This is a genomic window from Allosalinactinospora lopnorensis, from assembly GCF_000981225.1.
In the GTDB taxonomy this organism is placed as follows: Bacteria; Actinomycetota; Actinomycetes; order Streptosporangiales; family Streptosporangiaceae; genus Allosalinactinospora; species Allosalinactinospora lopnorensis.
Genome location: NZ_LAJC01000001.1, coordinates 203,229 through 219,745, shown reverse-complemented (window position 1 = coordinate 219,745; position 16,517 = coordinate 203,229). Strand labels below are relative to the sequence as shown.

General features: G+C 69.3%; 13 protein-coding genes and 1 pseudogene. 7 read left to right on the top strand and 7 right to left on the bottom strand.

Going from position 1 to position 16,517, the window contains the following annotated elements; genetic code table 11:
- Positions 1-349: 349 nt before the first annotated feature.
- Entirely contained in the window at positions 350-1,348 is a 999-nt protein-coding gene (gene nadA / locus VS93_RS00980) for a quinolinate synthase NadA (protein WP_046468116.1), read from the bottom strand.
- A 390-nt stretch (positions 1,349-1,738) separates the two neighbouring features.
- Here nadA and VS93_RS00975 point away from each other — a divergent pair, with 390 nt between their 5' ends.
- Complete coding sequence (locus VS93_RS00975; protein WP_162231623.1) at positions 1,739-2,485, top strand: NUDIX hydrolase; 747 nt, start codon at positions 1,739-1,741, stop codon at positions 2,483-2,485.
- A gap of 11 nt (positions 2,486-2,496) precedes the next feature.
- Here VS93_RS00975 and VS93_RS00970 read toward each other — a convergent pair whose 3' ends face one another.
- On the bottom strand, positions 2,497-3,015 hold the full coding sequence (locus VS93_RS00970; protein ID WP_046468115.1) for a DoxX family protein: 519 nt from the start codon (positions 3,013-3,015) through the stop codon (positions 2,497-2,499).
- Between the two features lie 150 nt (positions 3,016-3,165).
- Between VS93_RS00970 and VS93_RS00965 the strand changes: the two genes are divergently transcribed.
- The 5 genes from VS93_RS00965 (at position 3,166) to VS93_RS00945 (ending at position 7,455) form a co-directional block, all read left to right on the top strand.
- Positions 3,166-3,822: an HAD family hydrolase gene (locus VS93_RS00965; protein WP_236700263.1), complete on the top strand. Its 657-nt coding sequence runs from the start codon at positions 3,166-3,168 to the stop codon at positions 3,820-3,822.
- A 121-nt stretch (positions 3,823-3,943) separates the two neighbouring features.
- Positions 3,944-5,086, top strand: a complete 1,143-nt coding sequence (locus VS93_RS00960) for an ABC transporter ATP-binding protein (protein ID WP_046468114.1) — start codon at positions 3,944-3,946, stop codon at positions 5,084-5,086.
- Positions 5,079-5,810, top strand: coding sequence for an ABC transporter permease (locus VS93_RS00955; RefSeq protein WP_046468113.1), 732 nt, complete (start codon positions 5,079-5,081; stop codon positions 5,808-5,810). The genes VS93_RS00960 and VS93_RS00955 overlap by 8 nt, the downstream gene beginning before the upstream one ends.
- Positions 5,807-6,487 carry an ABC transporter permease gene (locus VS93_RS00950; RefSeq protein ID WP_046468112.1) on the top strand — a complete coding sequence of 227 codons (681 nt, stop codon included), beginning with the start codon at positions 5,807-5,809 and terminating at the stop codon, positions 6,485-6,487. The genes VS93_RS00955 and VS93_RS00950 overlap by 4 nt, the downstream gene beginning before the upstream one ends.
- Positions 6,488-6,546: 59 nt before the next feature.
- The gene (locus VS93_RS00945) at positions 6,547-7,455 is read left to right on the top strand and encodes an ABC transporter substrate-binding protein (RefSeq protein WP_046468111.1); all 909 of its coding nucleotides are present in this window, start codon (positions 6,547-6,549) and stop codon (positions 7,453-7,455) included.
- Positions 7,456-7,729: 274 nt separating this feature from the next.
- On the opposite strand, the gene VS93_RS00940 is transcribed toward VS93_RS00945, so the two are convergent.
- Entirely contained in the window at positions 7,730-8,257 is a 528-nt protein-coding gene (locus VS93_RS00940; RefSeq protein WP_046468110.1) for a flavin reductase family protein, read from the bottom strand.
- Entirely contained in the window at positions 8,254-9,975 is a 1,722-nt protein-coding gene (sppA, locus tag VS93_RS00935; RefSeq protein WP_046468109.1) for a signal peptide peptidase SppA, read from the bottom strand. Before sppA ends, VS93_RS00940 begins: the two co-directional genes overlap by 4 nt.
- Before the next feature lie 102 nt (positions 9,976-10,077).
- Here sppA and VS93_RS00930 point away from each other — a divergent pair, with 102 nt between their 5' ends.
- The gene (locus tag VS93_RS00930; RefSeq protein WP_046468108.1) at positions 10,078-10,749 is read left to right on the top strand and encodes a hypothetical protein; all 672 of its coding nucleotides are present in this window, start codon (positions 10,078-10,080) and stop codon (positions 10,747-10,749) included.
- Between the two features lie 178 nt (positions 10,750-10,927).
- Here VS93_RS00930 and glgB read toward each other — a convergent pair.
- The 3 genes and pseudogenes from glgB to treS all read right to left on the bottom strand — a co-directional run bounded on the left by glgB (position 10,928) and on the right by treS (position 16,450).
- Positions 10,928-13,086, bottom strand: a pseudogene (glgB, locus tag VS93_RS00925) (1,4-alpha-glucan branching protein GlgB).
- A gap of 172 nt (positions 13,087-13,258) precedes the next feature.
- Positions 13,259-14,632, bottom strand: coding sequence for a maltokinase N-terminal cap-like domain-containing protein (locus tag VS93_RS00920; protein ID WP_046468107.1), 1,374 nt, complete (start codon positions 14,630-14,632; stop codon positions 13,259-13,261).
- 27 nt (positions 14,633-14,659) lie between these two features.
- Positions 14,660-16,450, bottom strand: a complete 1,791-nt coding sequence (gene treS / locus VS93_RS00915) for a maltose alpha-D-glucosyltransferase (protein ID WP_236700269.1) — start codon at positions 16,448-16,450, stop codon at positions 14,660-14,662.
- Between the last annotated feature and the right edge of the window lie 67 nt (positions 16,451-16,517).

Genomic DNA, 16,517 nt, shown 5'->3' with positions numbered 1-16,517 from the left:
TCGGGGCCCAGCAGTGTCCAGCAGTACCGGTAGAGCTGCGGTGCGTAGGTGTCGTAGAGGCGGCCGTGGCCCCGCCCCTCATGAAGCAGCGCGGCCAATCCGGCGCAGCGCCGACCGGGGTTGGGTTGCGTGGTCACGACCCCTCCTGAACAGTTCCCTCGCGACACGCGGCCCCGGCGTGCGCCGAAACCGGCTGAAACGTCGGAGTTGTCCGATGACGTTAGCGACGGAAGGGTGCTGCTGTCCGGTGGGTTGGTGAGCTGTGGCGATAAGGAAAGAAATTTGTTACTCAGGGCCGGAACGTGAGGTGCCGACCCTGCGCTGTCCGGTACCGCCTGGCGTCGGCCGGTTACTCTCCGCCCCGCGACGGCGACCCGATCTCGACCATGCGCTCCACCGACCGCCGCGCCTTCGCCGCAGTCTCCTCACTGACGGTAATTTCAGTTGTGCCGTTGCGCAGTGCGTTCAGCAGTTTGTCAGCGGTGATCATCTTCATGTAATGGCATTCGGCGCGTGAGTTGACCGGTTCGAAGACGGTGCGCGGATTGGCGGCGCGCAGTTGGTGCAGCATGCCCGTCTCGGTCGCGATGAGCACCTTGTCGGCCGTCGACTTCTCGGCGGCCGAGAGCATGCCGCCGGTGGACAGCACCCTGACGCGCTCCTCCGGCACCGTTCCCGCGCCCACCAGGTACAGCGCGGAGGTGGCGCAGCCGCACTCCGGGTGGACGTACAGTTCGGCGTCGGGTTCGGCCGCGACCCGCTCACGCAGGGTCCCGCCGTCGATCCCGGCGTGCACGTGGCACTCGCCCATCCAGACATGGATGTTGTCGCGCCCGGTGATGCGTTTGACGTGCGCGCCGAGGAACTGGTCCGGCAGGAACAGGATGTCGGTCTCTTCGGGGATGGAACGGATCACGTCGGCCGCGTTGGAGGAGGTGCAGCAGATGTCGGTCTCCGCCTTGACCGCCGCGGTCGTGTTGACGTAAGCGACGACGACGGCTCCGGGGTGCTCGGCGCGCCACGCGCGCACGTCCTCGGCCGTGATCGTGTCGGCGAGCGAGCAGCCGGCCTCGGGCTCGGGGAGCAGAACGGTCTTCTCCGGAGAGAGGATCTTGGCCGTCTCCGCCATGAAGTGGACGCCGCAGAAGACGATCGTGCCGGCTTCGACGCTGGCGGCCAGGCGGGAGAGCGCGAGGGAGTCGCCGGTGTGGTCGGCGACGTCCTGGATCTCGGGTCGCTGGTAGTTGTGCGCGAGAATGACCGCGTCGCGCTCCTTCGCCAGACGGCGGATTTCGTCGGCCCATTCCTGCCGAGTCATGGTGTCCGCTGTAGCGGTGACCGATGCCATGTCCTACTTCTTCCTCCACGTGGGGCGCGTCGGGCGGTGGAACCGCCGACGGCCTGTGTGCGATGTGGCGAGCGGCCACATCCGGTTTCCTGCGTTCCGGGGTTCCGGCGGGGAGGGCCCGGGGCGCCTGTCCTTCCTCTCCTCGGTGGATGCGCCCGCACCGCGGCTCTCCCGGGACGTGGAGCCGCACGTGCGGACTGCGGCCGGTTAGCGTGGTTCCTCACTGTGCTCCCGGAGGCCGTGGGTGGCTGTGCCGCCCTCCGGGGCCGGCGGCTCTGGGGACTCCTGCGCCACTTCGCGGCCGGCTTCGCTGATCCCCTCCGCGAAACCTCGAAACGCCAGGTTTTTGTCTTACAGGCAAAAACTTATCGCAGCTTAACATGGGGGGTCATGGGAGGGACAGGGGTAGACATCGACGACATCAGTGAGCAGCCGGTGCACGAGAACACGGCCGGGGCGCCAGCTCCCCCCGCCGCCCACGAGGTGCTGGCCGTCGTCTTCCAGATCCGCCAAGGGCGGCTGAGCGTGCTGCTGTGGCGGCGTGCCCGTCCGCCGTTCGAGGGGGCCTGGGTGCTTCCGGGCGGGCGCATCGGCGCCTCCGAAGGGCTGGACGAGTCCATCCGCCGCCAGCTCGCCCAGAAGGTCGATGTGTGCGACCTCACGCATCTGGAGCAGCTGGAGACCCGCGGCGACCCCGGCCGCCATCCCCACGGCCGTATCCTGGCCACCTCCTACCTGGGGCTGGTCCCCGCTGATATCGACCCCGTCACCCCTGAGGACACGAGCTGGCATCCGGCTTCGGGCCTGCCGTCGATGGGGTTCGACCACGCCGCCATGGTGCACGCGGGGCGCCGGAGGCTGCGGGCCAAGCTCTCCTACACCAATGTCGGCTTCGCGCTGGCCCCTCAGGAGTTCACCATGTCGGAGCTCTCGGGCTACTACCGCGCGGCCCTGGGGCACGACGTCGCCGCCACCAACCTCCGCCGTGTGCTGCTGCGGCGCGGTCAGATCGAGGAGACCGGCCGGTCGGTGCCCTCGGGGCGGTCCGGCGGGCGCCCGGCCGCGCTCTTCCGCTTCCGCGCCCGGCGGCTGGAGATCACCGACGCCTTCGCCGTGCTGCGGCCGCCGTCCCAGTGAGCCCGTGCACCTCAGCCGCCCGGGCGCGCTTGCGTCAGGGCCGGCAGGCGGCCTGGTGCGGGACTCCTGCTCGATCCGGCCACCCATAGCGCCACGGTGATGTAGAGGAGCTGCAGCGGGACTCTGAGCCACAGGGGCGTCGCCTCGCCGCCGTTGAACGGCACGTGAGCGACAGCAGCGTAGATGTTGGCCGGAAGCAGCAGCGCGTAGAGCATGGCGAGGCCGATCCCGGCGGACCGGCGTGTCGCGGCGAACACGAGCCCGGCGGCTCCGAGCAGCTCCACTGCGCCGGTCAGGTAGACCACGGTGCTGGCGAACGGCACGATCGGCGGCACCATGCGGACCATGTCGGCGTGGTTGGGCATGACCGTGACGCTCTCCGGGACGAAGTGGGCGCTGGCGGTGACAACGAGCATGGCGGCCATCCCGTGTGCCGCACTGGCCGGCCAGTCGGCGAACCGGCTTGCGCCGAGCGCGCCCAGCAGGCGGAAGCCCGCCAGGGCGGTCAGGAGAACAACGAATGCGGACATGGCCCCTCCTTCTGGATAGCTATACTATCCAATATTGGATAGTATAGCTATCCAATATGTCAAAGCCAAGGAGGCGGCCGTTCACGGCGAGGAGACCGGCGCCCGTACCTCGGGAAAGCGCCTGTCGCCTCTGTGTTAACGTCCTTTTTTGTGACGATTCGCAGTGTGGTGCTCGATGTCGGCGAGACCCTGGTCGACGAGACGCGCATCTTCGGGCGGTGGGCGGACCGGCTCGGGGTCCCGCACCTGGCCTTCTTCGGGGTCATCGGGGGCGTCCTCGCCGAAGGGCGGCAGCTGATGGACGCCTTCGCCATCATCAAGCCCGGTTTCGACCTGGCCACCGAGTCGGCCGCCTGGCGTGCCGAGGAACCCGACCTGCTGCGGGAGAATTTCGGCGCCGCCGACCTCTACGCCGACGTCCGCCCCGCCCTGACCGCGCTGCGCGACGCGGGGCTGGGCGTGCTCATCGCCGGGAACCAGCCGCTTGAGGCCGGTCCCGCCCTGGAGGCCATGGAACTGCCCGTGGACGCCATCCATGTCTCCGAGGCCTGGGGGGTGGCCAAGCCGGACCCGGCCTTCTTCGAACGCGTGCGCGTCGAAGCGGGCAGTGAGCCCGAGGAGATCCTCTACGTCGGTGACCGCCTGGACAACGACATCGTCCCGGCCAAGGCCGCCGGCATGCACGCGGCCCTGATCCGCCGGGGGATGTGGGGGTACCTGCACGCGGAGCGGCCCGAGGCCGAGCGCGCCGATGTGGTGATCGACAGCCTCGCCGAGCTGCCCGCATGGATCAAGAACAGCGCCTGAGCGCCCGGCCGGCGACGGGAGCGGAGACCGCCGTGCTATTGACCTGTTCCCCGGTCGGTGATGTGCGTTCCGATGGCCTGACAGCGCCCTCGACGCCCGGAAGAGAGACGCGGCCAGCCACATGATCACCTTCGAGGATGTCACCAAGCGTTTTCCCGACGGCACCGTCGCCGTCGACCACCTGGATCTGGAGATCCCCACCGGGCGTACCACCGTCCTCGTGGGGCCGTCGGGCTGTGGCAAGACCACGTCGCTGCGGATGATCAACCGGATGGTGGAGCTCACCAGCGGTACCGTCGCCATCGACGGCGACGACGTCCGCACCAGGGAACCCGCCGTCCTGCGGCGCTCCATCGGCTACGTCATCCAGCAGGCCGGGCTCTTCCCGCACCGCACCGTCCTGGACAACATCGCCACCGTTCCGTTCCTCCTCGGCTGGGACAAGCGCAAGGCGCGCGAACGGGCCGGGGAGCTCATGGAACTGGTGGGACTGGAACCCGGGCAGGCCCGGCGCTACCCGCACCAGCTCTCCGGCGGCCAGCAGCAACGGGTCGGCGTGGCCCGCGCGCTCGCGGCCGACCCGCCGGTCCTGCTCATGGACGAGCCGTTCAGCGCGGTCGACCCGGTCGTCCGGGCCAGCCTGCAGGAAGAGCTGATCCGGCTGCAGGACGAACTGCAGAAGACGATCGTGTTCGTCACCCATGACATCGAAGAAGCCGTCAAGATCGGCGATGCCATCGCGGTGTTCCGCCCCGGCGGCAGGCTCGCCCAGTTCGACGTCCCGGAACGGCTGCTCGCCGAGCCCGTCGACGAGTTCGTCGAAGGGTTCATCGGCTACGACCGGGGCGTGCGGCGGCTGTCCTTCTTCCCCGCCCGCACCCTCTCGCTGCGCAGCGACGTCGTCGTCGACGCCGGGACCTCCGCTGAGAAAGCGCGGTCGGTGGCCCGCGATGCGGCCGAGCCATGGCTGCTGGTCGTCGACCCCGACAAGCGCCCGCTCGGCTGGGTGAGCGCCGAAACCCTGGAAGGGGCGGCGGGCGACCGGGAGCTCGGCTCCCTGGCCCTGGTCGGCTACGGCCACATCTTCGTGGTGGCCACGGACTCGCTGAGGGCTGCTCTGGACGCGTCCGTCCTCTCGCCCGCCGGCCGCGCGATCGGCGTCGACACCGACGGAACGGTCGTCGGTGTGGTCTCGCAGGCGGATCTGGGGGCGGCCATCTGGTCGGCGGGCGACGCGGCAGTGCCGGTGGGCGGCCGTGACTGAGGCGCCGCCGGTCGACTGGGGCTGGATCCAGCGCCAGCTCGACGGCGTGATCGCGGACCGGCTGCTGGAGCACCTGTATCTGTCGTTCCCCCCGATCCTGCTCGGTCTGCTCGTAGCGTTGCCGCTCGGGATAGCGTCCGCGCGCTGGCGGCCGGTGTACCCGCCGGTGCTCAGCGGCGCCAACATGCTGTACGCGATCCCGTCGATCGCGCTGTTCTACCTGCTCGCCCCGTACACCGGGCTCACTCCGTGGACGGCGATCATCCCGTTGGCGCTCTACACGCTGGCCATCCTGGTGCCCAACGTCGTCGACGGGCTGAACCAGGTGCCCGACCACGTCCGGCAGGCCGCCGCCGCCATGGGGTTCGGTCCGCTCCGCCGGCTGCTGCAGGTCGAGCTGCCGGCGGCGATCCCGGTCGTGGCCGCGGGGCTGCGGGTGGCGTCGGTCGCCACGATCAGCATGGTCAGTGTGGCCTCGGTGGTGGGGCTCGGCGGGCTCGGCCAACTGATCCTCACCGAGGGCTTCCAGCGCCAGTTCCCGACACCGATCATCGCGGGCATCCTGCTCTCGGTGCTGCTGGCCTTCCTCACCGACGGGGCGCTGGTGCTGCTGCAGCGCTGGCTCACTCCGTGGACGCGCGGGCGCCGGGCGGAAGCGGGCCGCGCCTCGCGCCGGGCCCGCGCATCCAGCGCCCCGGCCCGCGAAGAGGAGGCGGTCCCGTGAACGTCGTCCTGTGGATCCTGGAATGGTTCGGCCGGCCGGAGCAGTGGACCGGAACGAGCGGGATCCCCGCCCGCTTCCTGGAACACGTGCTCTACTCGGGACTGGCCCTGCTGCTGTCGGCCGCCATCGCCGTACCCGTGGGGCTGGTCACCGGGCACACCGGCCGGGGCGGGTTCCTCGCCGCCACTCTGGCCAACTTCGCCCGCGCGCTGCCGACCATCGGTGTGCTCATGCTGGTCGTCCTGGTCCTGGGGATCGGGCTGGCGCCGGTCATGGCGGCGCTGGTGGCGCTGGCGGTCCCGCCGATCCTGGTGAACACCTACGAGGGGGTGCGCGGCGTCGACCCGCAGCTCCGCGACGCTGCGGAAGGCATGGGCATGCGCGGCCGCGAGGTCCTGCTCAGGCTGGAAACGCCCATCGCGCTGCCGCTGATCCTCGTAGGACTGCGCACCGCCGCGATCCAGGTGGTCTCCACGGCCACGATCGCGGCCTTCGTCGGTCTTGGCGGCCTCGGGCGGTTCATCGTCGACGGCCGGGCCCGCCAGGACTTCCCGATGATCCTGGGCGGGTCGCTGCTCGTCGTCCTGCTGGCGCTGATCGTCATCGTGTTGTTCGCCCTGCTCCGCCGGGTACTGGTGGCGCGGGGACTGCGCAGGCGCGCAGCGGCCCCCATATGACCCGAGGCTGCCCGTAGTCCGATCGTCCCCGACAACCCCGTGAGAGAAGAAGGTACGTCATGCGCATCCCGACACGGCTCACGGCCGCCGGCTTCCCCGTTCTGCTGGTGCTGAGCGCCTGCGCGGGCACCGACCCCTATAGCAGCGAGGACGAGGGCTCCGGTGGCGACCAGAGCCGAATCGTGGTCGGCTCGGCAGACTTCCCGGAGAGCACCCTGATCGCCGAGATCTACGCACAGGCGCTGGAGGCCGAGGGCGAACAGGTCGAGACCCACCTCAACATCGGCAGCCGCGAGGTCTACTGGGAGCAGGTCGAGGACGGCAGCCTCTCGGTGTTTCCCGAGTACAACGGCGCCATCCTGTACCACCTCGACCCCGAATCCGAGGTCGGTACCACCGAGGAGACCAACGAAAGAGTGCGGGAGGCGCTGCCGGAGGAACTGGAGATCCTCGACTCAGCCCCCGCCCAGAGCAAGGACTCGGTGACCGTTACCCGGGAGACCGCCGAGCAGCACGACCTGGAGACCATCGCCGACCTCACCGATGTCGCCGGGGAGATGGTGATCGGCGGGCCGCCCGAGTTCGAGACCCGCGCGCAGGGACTGCCCGGCCTGGAGAGCACCTACGGCGTGGAATTCGAGGACTTCCGTTCGCTGGAGGCGGGGATAATCCCGGAGGCGCTCGACGGCGACGACATCCAGGCGGCGAACGTCTTCACGGCGGACGCCTCGATCGCGGCCTACGATTTCGTTCCCTTGGAGGACCCCGAGAACCTCTTCGGCGCCCAGAACGTCACTCCTCTGGTCCACAGCGACGATGTCAGCGACACGGCCCGCGAGGCGCTCAACGCCGTCTCCGCGGAACTCAGCACCGAGGACCTCCGCGAGCTCAACGAACGGGTCGGTATCGACCACGAGGACGCCGACGCCGTGGCCGCGGACTGGCTGCAGTCGGCGGGCCTGGACTGAGGAGCCGCCGCCCCGGTCGTCCGGCGGGGCGGCGGACCGAACGCCCGCTGCGCGGCGCCTGCGGCCACCGCACTCCCGCGAGCGGGCGTTCCGCTCGCTTGTTCCTAGAGGAGGATGAGAGCGAGGATCACTCCGAACAAGATGATCCCCAGAAACGCGTAGAAGCCTTCCATGGGGGAATTACAACGCGGGACCGGTCGGGGTCGGCAAGTACCTCCCCGCCGGGAAACGGTCGCACCGGGTGAGGGGGTGTGACCTCTCCAGAGAGTTTGTCTCAGCCCAGAGTGCGGTACCGCCCCGCATACCTGATCAACGGCGACATTTCGGCCGGTAGGCCGCCCACGGGCGGCAGAGACGTCACCTCTGCGAGGTAGGCGATGTGGTCGCCGGCCGGAACACGCCGCACCACCGAACACTCCAGTGCCGCGATCGCGTCGTCCAGGACCAGCGCACCCGTGTGCTCCCCCCGGTGGTGCGGTTCCCCGGCCACCAGCAGGCGGGCGCTGGGGCGTCCTTCGGCGGCGAACCGCCCGGCGATCGCCCGGTGCTGGGAGCCGAGTACGTTGACCGCGAAGCACCCCTGCGCGTCCATGACCTCGCAGAGATAGCTGGTGTTGATCACGCAGACCATGACCATGGGGGGTTCGGCGGAGACCGACGAGAACGCGCTCACCGTACTTCCGATGTCGTCCAGTTCGTCGTGGACCGTGACCACGGTCACGCCGGTGGCGAACCGTCCCACGGTCTCGGTGAACTCCGCCGGTGCGAAACCGACGGGGTCGCGCTGCGGGTTAGGGGTCAACGGATCTCCCAGTTCCCGGGCATGACCAGCGGTCCGGCGGCGGGCAGTCCGATCTCGGCCGAGAGCTGCGCGAGCGATCCCCACGAGGCCGGCCGCAGTTGGGCGGTGGCCGCCCTGTCCTCGCTGGACTCGGCGGGCAGCATCCGTTCGAGCGGGTTCGTCTGCGGGTAGGACCGCAGGTTCGTGCCGGCGGGCAGCCCGGCCTTCTCCCGTGCCAGCCGCACGGCGGTCTCCAGGCCGCCGAGCTCGTCGACCAGGCCGCCTTCGTAGGCGTCCCTGCCGGTCCACACGCGCCCGCGCGCGAGTTCGTGCACCTGCTCCCGTGTCATGCCGCGCGCCTCGGCGACCTTGACCGTGAAGTCGTCGTAGACGTGGTCGAGCATCGCGTTGATGCGCCGCCACTCGGACTCGCTGAACTGGCGGCCGCTGTGGAACATGCCGGCGTGCTCGCCGCCGTCGATGGACTCCGTGCTCACCCCGAGCTTGTCCATCAGGCCGGACAGCACCGCCTTGCCCATGTACACCCCGATGGAGCCGGTAAGCGTGCCCGGCTGGGCGACGATGGCGTCGGCGCCGAGTGTGACGTAGTAGCCGCCGGATCCGGCGAAGTCCCCCATCGTGGCGATCACGGGGGTGCCGGCCTCGCTGGTCATCCTGGCCTCGCGGCGGATGACGTCGGAAGCGACCGGGGAGCCGCCGCGGCTGTCCACCCGGAAGACCACCGCGCGCACATGCGGGTCGCGCCGTGCGGCTCGGAACGCCGCTGCCAGCGTGTCGGAGCCCAGCACGGTACCCCCCAGTGGAGAACGGTGGCTGCGGCCGGTGGTGATCAGCCCCGCCCCGGAGATGAGGGCGATGTAGCCGCCGCGCTGCGCGGTCGGTATCCGGCCGGCGAGCGCCTGCCTGCGCTGGTAGCGGGAGACGAACTGCAGGTGCGGCTCGACGCTGATGCCGTCCTGGCCGGAACGGAACCGGTCGCGCAGGTCGGCGTAGATCTCGTCGCGGTAGGCCAGCCGGTCGACGAGCCCTTCCTCCATCGCTTCGGCGGCGAGGAACGGTCCGCGGTCGATGAGCGTGCGGACCTGCTCGGGGGTCAGCCCGCGCCGCTTGGCGATGCCCTCGGTGATCTGGTCGTTCAGCGACTCGACGATCCGTCCGGTGGCCTCGCGGTGCGGCTCGGTGAACCCCTGTTCCGTGAACCTGTTGACGGCGGTCTTGTACTCGTGCCGCGCGCCGACCTCGTACTCCACGCCGAGCTTTTCGACCGCGTCCCGGAAGAACGTGGTGTTGACGCTGACCCCGGTCAGCCCGAGCGTCCCGGAGGGCAGCAGCACGATCTCGTCGAACGCCGTGGCAAGGTAGTAGGGCACCGTTCCCGGGCCGAACTCTCCGAAGGACTCGCTCCAGGCGACCGTGGTCTTTCCGGCGGCGCGGAACGCGGCGACCGCCCTGCGCAGTTCCTGCACCTGGGCGAATCCCAGCGGCTTGCCGTCGATTCTGGCGATCAGCGCGCGAACCCGGGGGTCCCGCGCACCGCGGCGGATCCCCTCGACGACATCGGAGAGCCGCTGCCGCCGCTTCGAGATGATCTGTCCGAGGGGGTCACCAGGGGCCTCCTCGGTGAGCCCGTCGGTGAGGTCGAGCTCGAGTATCAGGGGGAGGTTCCGCCGCCGGCGGATCTGGGACAGGGGTTCGATGAGTTTCACGGCATCCACCATGCTCTCAGGCTAGTCGTCAACAGCCGGGGTGTGGGGTGGCACGCGCAGCTTGATGGCCCGCTATCGTCAGTGAGGTCAAACGTGGACGCAGAAGGGAATCGCATGTCTGGCACGACCGGCCGAGCGCGGTTCACAGCGGGCACCCCGGCATTCGGCGCCGCGGCCTTCGCAGCTCTGGTACTGGCCGGGTGCGGTGGCGGGGGCGGCAACGGTCCCGATCCGGCCTACAGTGAAGCGGTTCCGGCGGCGAAGCCCCCGGCGCCCGACGACCTCGTCGCTGTCGACATCGCCGGAGTGAAGATCGGCGCGCCCGAGGACTGGGAGGTCGACAAGGAGAACAACCAGCTCTGCCTGCGCCCGCCGGGCCAGAACGAGTGCGGCTACGGCGCGGTCCAGGTGCTCCCGAAGGCGGCCAAGAACGATCCGAAGAACTGGCCGAAGAAGGGCGCCGCCTTCGACAAGCCGAACGGCTGGGCCTCCACCCCCAACGAGTGCCGCAGCCTGAACACCACCGGCGAGAACGGCGTGGGCGTCGAGAACGCCGAGCAGGTGCAGGTCGGAGACGAGCAGGGGCTGGCCACACACGCCGACGGCCTCAAGTCGCATCACCGGGCCTGGGAGGTGACCTGCGAGAACGGCGACACGTTCGAGGTCCTGCTGTGGTACCTGCCCCAATCCGACGTCGCCGTCTACGCCGGTTCGGTCGACAGCCAGTACCGGACGACCTACGACGAGATCGCCGAATCGATGGACGTCACCGAGTACAATTCCTGACCGCGCGCCTCCCGCTGTACCTCGCCCCGTGCGGGCCGGCCCGCACGGCCCCGGCCGCACGCGGGGCCTCTCCCTCGTCTCCGGCGGGGCCGCAGAAGGCTCGGTGAACCGGTGACCTTGATGAGACCGGGTCGTCCCGGCGGTGGGAAGATCCGGTCTCCGCGAGCTCAGTGCGGTGCTACTCCCGCTTCAGCCACACCGTGGCCAAGGGCGGGAGGGTCACCAGCGCCGAGTTCGGCTGGCCGTTCCACGGGGTGCGGGTGGCTCTGACGCGTTTCGGCGCGGCGTACTCGCTGCCGCCGTAGGCGGTGGCGTCCGTGTTGAGGACCTCCCGCCAGGATCCGGTGGACGGCAGACCCACCCGGCGCTTGGGACGCGGTGTCGGCGAGAAGTTGACCAGGCAGGCGAGGACCGAGCCGTCGTCTCCGTGCCGCAGGAAGGACAGCGTGTTCCCCGCGGCGTCACCGCCGTCGATCCAGGTGAACCCGGCCGGCTCGGTGTCCAGGCTCCATAGCGCGGGTGTGTCCCGGTAGACCCTGTTGAGCTCGGTGACCAGCCTCTGCACTCCGGCGTGGCAGGCGAAGTCCAGCAGCCACCACTGCACCCCGCCCTCGTGCGACCACTCGTCGCCGTGGCCGATCTCGCTGCCCATGAACAGCAGCTGCTTACCGGGGTGCGCCCACATGAAGCCCAGGAGCGCCCGCAGACCGGCGAAGCGCCGCCATTCGTCGCCGGGCATCTTGTTCAGCAGCGACCCCTTGCCGTGCACGACCTCGTCGTGGGACAGCGGGAGCACGTAGTTCTCGCTATAGGCGTACACCATCGAGAACGTGACCTCGTTGTGGTGGTACTGCCGGTGGACCGGGTCGCGCTTGAGGTACTCCAGGGTGTCGTGCATCCACCCCATGTTCCATTTGAAGCCGAACCCGAGCCCCCCGTGCTCGATGGGGAGGGACACCCCGGGCCAGGCCGTGGACTCCTCGGCGATCATGGTGATGCCCGGGTTGCGCCGGTACGCCGTGGCGTTGAGCTCCCTGACGAGCTCCAGGCGTCCAGGTTCTCCCGGCCCCCGCGGGCGTTGGGCTCCCAGTCGCCCCCTTCCCGGGAGTAGTCGAGGTAGAGCATAGAGGCGACGGCGTCGACCCGGAGTCCGTCGATGTGGAACTCCTCCAGCCAGTACAGTGCGCTGGCGATGAGGAAGTTGCGCACCTCGGTGCGGCCGTAGTCGAAGATCAGGGTGTCCCAGTCCGGGTGCTCGCCCCGGCGCGGATCGGCGTGCTCGTAGGTCGGGGAGCCGTCGAAGCGCGCCAGGGCCCATCCATCCTTGGGGAAGTGGGCGGGCACCCAGTCGAGCAGCACGCCGATCCCGGCCCGGTGCAGCTCGTCGACCAGCAGTCGGAAGTCGTCGGGCGAGCCGAAGCGGGAGGTGGGGGCGTAGTAGGAGGTCACCTGGTACCCCCACGAGCCGCCGAACGGATGCTCGGCCACCGGCAGGAACTCGACGTGGGTGAACCCCGTTTCGCGCACGTACTCGACGAGCTCCGATGCGAGCTCGTGGTAGGTCAGTCCCGGCCGCCAGGAGCCCAGGTGGACCTCGTAAATGCTCATCGGCGAGCTGGTCCAGTCCTGGGTCTTGCGTTCGGACAGCCAGGCGTCGTCCCGCCACCGGTACCGCGAGGTGTACACCACCGAGGCGGTGTCCGGCGGGACCTGGGCGGCGAAGGCCAGCGGGTCCGCCTTGTCGTGCCACACGCCGTCCCGGCCGAGGATCTGGTACTTGTACAGTGCGCCGTCGCCGATGCCCGGAACGAACAGTTCCCACACGCCGGTCGCGCCGAGTGAGCGCATCGGGTGGGCCGTTCCGTCCCAGTGGTTGAAGTCGCCGATGAGGCGCATCCCCTGCGCGCCGGGCGCCCATACGGCGAAGGAGGTGCCGCTCACCTCGCCCATGGCAGTGGTGTAGCGGTGCGTGTGCGCCCCCAGGGCCCGCCACAACTCCTCGTGGCGGCCTTCGCTGATGAGGTGCAGGTCGAGTTCCCCGAGAGTGGGCGGGTGCCGGTAGGGATCGTCGTCGACGCGCTCGTCGGCGCCGGGGTAGCGCACGGCGATCCGGTAGTCCGGCACGTCCGGACCGGGGAGCGCCGCGGCGAACACGCCCCGGTGGAGATGCGTGAGTTCGATGCGCCGGCCGTCCTCCAGCACCGCGTGCACCGACGAGGCCAGCGGGCGCAGCGTGCGCAGGACGGCCCCGCCGTCCGCGGGGTGGGCCCCGAGGACGCTGTGCGGGTCGTGGTGCGCTCCGGTGACGATCCTGTCGATCTCGCCGGCGAGAGATATGGTCGCGTGGGTCGTGTCGTGTGCGTCGTTGGTCAGGTTCAAGCCGGGCTCATCTCCAAGCCTTGGCGTGGCTCCCGTTGCCGGGGTCGTCCACGGTCGTCTGTTCGTATCGGGCTTTCGATCTGTGGTTCTCGTGCCCGCCGTGTCGCGGTGCGGGCGCTGCGGCTCCGGTTCACACCGCCAGCGCCGCGATGGAGTCCAACGGAATACGCAGCCACGAGGGGCGGTTGCGGGACTCGTACATGACCTCGTAGACCGCCTTGTCGTATTCGAACGCACGCAGCATGACCTGGTGTTTCTCCGGGTCGACGCCGCCGCCGAAGGCGTAGCCCGCGCAGAACGCCTCGCGGTTGCGGCGGGCCCACGCGCGTGCCACCGGCGCCAGTTCGTCCTCGTAGGCGTTTCCGATGAGCTGGTAGCGGGCCGCGTAGTCGAACGAGCGCAGCATCCCGGCGACGTCCCGCAACGGGCTGGACAGGCGCTGCCGTTCACCGATGGGGGCGGCGGGTTCGCCCTCGAAGTCCAGCAGCACCCACCCGGTGTCGGTGCGCACCACCTGGCCCAGGTGGTAGTCGCCGTGCACCCGCTGCACCGGCAACGGCTCATCGACCTCGGCGAATGCCGAGAACGCGGATCCCAGCGCACCGGTGTAGGGCTTGAGCTGCGGAACCTCCTCGGCGGCCCGGCGTAGCCGGTCGTTCATCGACCGGGCGAGCTCCCGCAGCGCGTGGCGGGAGAGGACGTCGGTCGGCAGTTGCCGGGCCAGGTCCTGGTGGACCGCCGCGGTGGCGGCGCCGAGCCGTTCTGCTTCACCGGCGAAGTCCCCGCCGGCGGCACCAGGGGGAGTGGCGGGTTCGGCGTACAGGTCGCGGACACTGGTGGCGGCCAGGACCCAGCCGTCTGTCGCGGTGCGCAGGTACTCCTGGAGCATCGCCAGCGTCGTGGGGACCGGGCGCCCCTGGTCGCTGAGGTCGGTCTCGATCCAGCCGTGCGGCGGGGACACGAACGGCGACCCGGCCAGAGCCGCGTTGAGCTCCAGATCGGGGTTGTAGCCCGGCCACAGCCTGCGGAAGATCTTGAGGACATAGTCCTCTCCGTAGATCACGGAGGTGTTCGACTGCTCTCCGGTGAGAACCAGACTGCGCAGCCCCGTGCGGACAACGGTGCCGGGGATGGGACAGGAGCGGAGCGAGCCGTCCCCCGCCCCTTCGGCGATGTGCTCCAGCAGCCGCGACATCAGCTCGGAGTCGTGAGCGGCGTCGTAGACCGTGCAAGGGAGGCCGCGCCCCGGTAGCTCGCACACGCCGATCACGGCGTGGCTGAGCTCGGAGCGCAGCGTTCCCTCGGGGCGCAGACCGAGGAGCACCTGGTATCGGGAGGTACAGTCGCGCTGGCCGACATTCACCACCAGCAGGCGCAGCCCCGTTTCACCGGTGACGACCGTATGCTCCGCCTCGACCATCACCTTCTCGATCGGTACCCCCTTCCCGGCGAACCACCGCTGCCGCGGGATCCAGCCGACGAGGAGCTCCTCAAGCTGGGTCATATCTGAGAGGTCCGTTTCCCTTCTCGCCTAGGTCCGCGCCGGGACCGTGGAGGACGCGATGCGCTGGGCGATCGCCTCCATATCCGTCCGGTGCGACACGGGCGTCGTATGCCGGGCCCAGTCTTCTTGCGCCGGCCCTTCCGCCTCGTCCACCGGTGGAAGCTGAAACCAGTAGAAGCCGTGGCCGGGCAGCGTGAGCAGGTACGGGAGCTCGCCGACGGCCGGAAAGCGCACGCCCCCGACGCATTCGATCGGGGTGACGCCTTCGAACCGTCGCAGGTCCAACTCCACCGGCTGCGGAAAGCGCGACAGGTTGTTGACGCACAGCATGCGGTCGTCCCCGTATTCCCGCACGAACGCCAGCACGCTGGGATTGCTCGCGTGCAGCTCGGTGAAGTCTCCGGTGCCGAAGACCGGGTGGCGTTTGCGGATCTGGATCATCTTGCGCGTCCAGTTCAGCATCGATCCGGGGTTGTCGCGCTGCGCTTCGACGTTGAGGGCCTGGTAGCCGTAGATCGGGTCGAGAATCAGCGGCAGGTAGAGCCGTGCGGGGTCGCATCGCGAGAAGCCCGCGTTGCGGTCCGAGGTCCACTGCATCGGAGTGCGCACGGCGTCGCGGTCGCCCAGCCAGATGTTGTCGCCCATACCGATCTCGTCTCCGTAGTAGAGGACGGGCGAGCCGGGCAGGGAGAGCAGCAGGGCGGTGAACAACTCGATCTGGTTCTTGTCGTTGTCGAGCAGAGGAGCGAGCCGCCGCCGGATGCCGACGTTGGCGCGCATCCGCGGATCCTTGGCGTACTCGGCGTACATGTAGTCGCGCTCCTCGTCGGTCACCATTTCGAGCGTGAGCTCGTCGTGGTTCCGCAGGAATATCGCCCACTGGCAGTTGCGCGGGATCCGCGGCGTCTGGGCGAGGATCTCCGAGATCGGGTAGCGCTGCTCGCGGCGGACGGCCATGAACATTCGCGGCATCAGCGGGAAGTGGAAGTTCATGTGGCACTCGTCGCCGCCGGACTCGAAGTCGCCGAAGTAGTCGACGACGTCGGTCGGCCACTGGTTGGCCTCGCTGAGCAGCACCCGGTCGGGGTAGAGGCGGTCGACCTCCGCGCGGATCCGCTTCAGGAACTCGTGTGTCTCCTTGAGGTTCTCGCAGTTGGTGCCCTCGCGTTCGTACAGGTAGGGCACGGCGTCCAGGCGGAAGCCGTCGATGCCCAGGTCCAGCCAGAAGCGGAGGACTTCGAGGATCGCCTCCTGGACCGCGGGGTTCTCGAAGTTGAGGTCGGGCTGGTGCGAGAAGAACCGGTGCCAGTAGTGCTGGCCGCGTACCTCGTCGTAGGTCCAGTTGGAGGTCTCGGTGTCGACGAAGATGACGCGGGCGTCGGTGTAGCGCTCAGTGGTGTGGGACCAGACGTAGAAGTCGCCGTAGGGCCCGTCGGGGTCCTGGCGGGAGGCCTGGAACCAGGGGTGCTGGTCGCTGGTGTGGTTCATGACGAGGTCGGCGATCACCCGGAGTCCGCGCTCGTGCGCCTGCTCCACCAGCTCCACGAAGTCGGCGATCTGCCCGAACTCGGGCAGGAGCTTCATGTAGTCGGAGATGTCGTAGCCGCCATCGCGCAGGGGCGACTCGTAGATCGGCAGCAGCCAGATGCAGTCGATCCCGAGCCAGTCGAGGTAATCGAGTTTCTCGATCAGCCCGCGAATATCCCCGGTTCCGTCGCCGTTGGAGTCGTAGAAACCGCGGACGAGTACCTCGTAGAAGACGGCGTGTTTGTACCAATAGGGAGCGCGTGGCTTCTCGTGGGTGAATGTATCGGGCACGGCCGCGGAGGGCGTGAGGCTGGTGTCTGGCACCGACTCGGGTGTGGTCACGAACTACTCCACCAGT

Excerpts from the sequence above, each read along its gene's own strand:
- nadA (WP_046468116.1), bottom strand. The coding sequence starts at position 1,348 with ATGGCATCGGTCACCGCTACAGCGGACACCATGACTCGGCAGGAATGG.
- VS93_RS00975 (WP_162231623.1), top strand. The coding sequence starts at position 1,739 with ATGGGAGGGACAGGGGTAGACATCGACGACATCAGTGAGCAGCCGGTG.
- VS93_RS00970 (WP_046468115.1), bottom strand. The coding sequence starts at position 3,015 with ATGTCCGCATTCGTTGTTCTCCTGACCGCCCTGGCGGGCTTCCGCCTG.
- VS93_RS00960 (WP_046468114.1), top strand. The coding sequence starts at position 3,944 with ATGATCACCTTCGAGGATGTCACCAAGCGTTTTCCCGACGGCACCGTC.
- VS93_RS00945 (WP_046468111.1), top strand. The coding sequence starts at position 6,547 with ATGCGCATCCCGACACGGCTCACGGCCGCCGGCTTCCCCGTTCTGCTG.
- sppA (WP_046468109.1), bottom strand. The coding sequence starts at position 9,975 with ATGGTGGATGCCGTGAAACTCATCGAACCCCTGTCCCAGATCCGCCGG.
- VS93_RS00930 (WP_046468108.1), top strand. The coding sequence starts at position 10,078 with ATGTCTGGCACGACCGGCCGAGCGCGGTTCACAGCGGGCACCCCGGCA.
- VS93_RS00920 (WP_046468107.1), bottom strand. The coding sequence starts at position 14,632 with ATGACCCAGCTTGAGGAGCTCCTCGTCGGCTGGATCCCGCGGCAGCGG.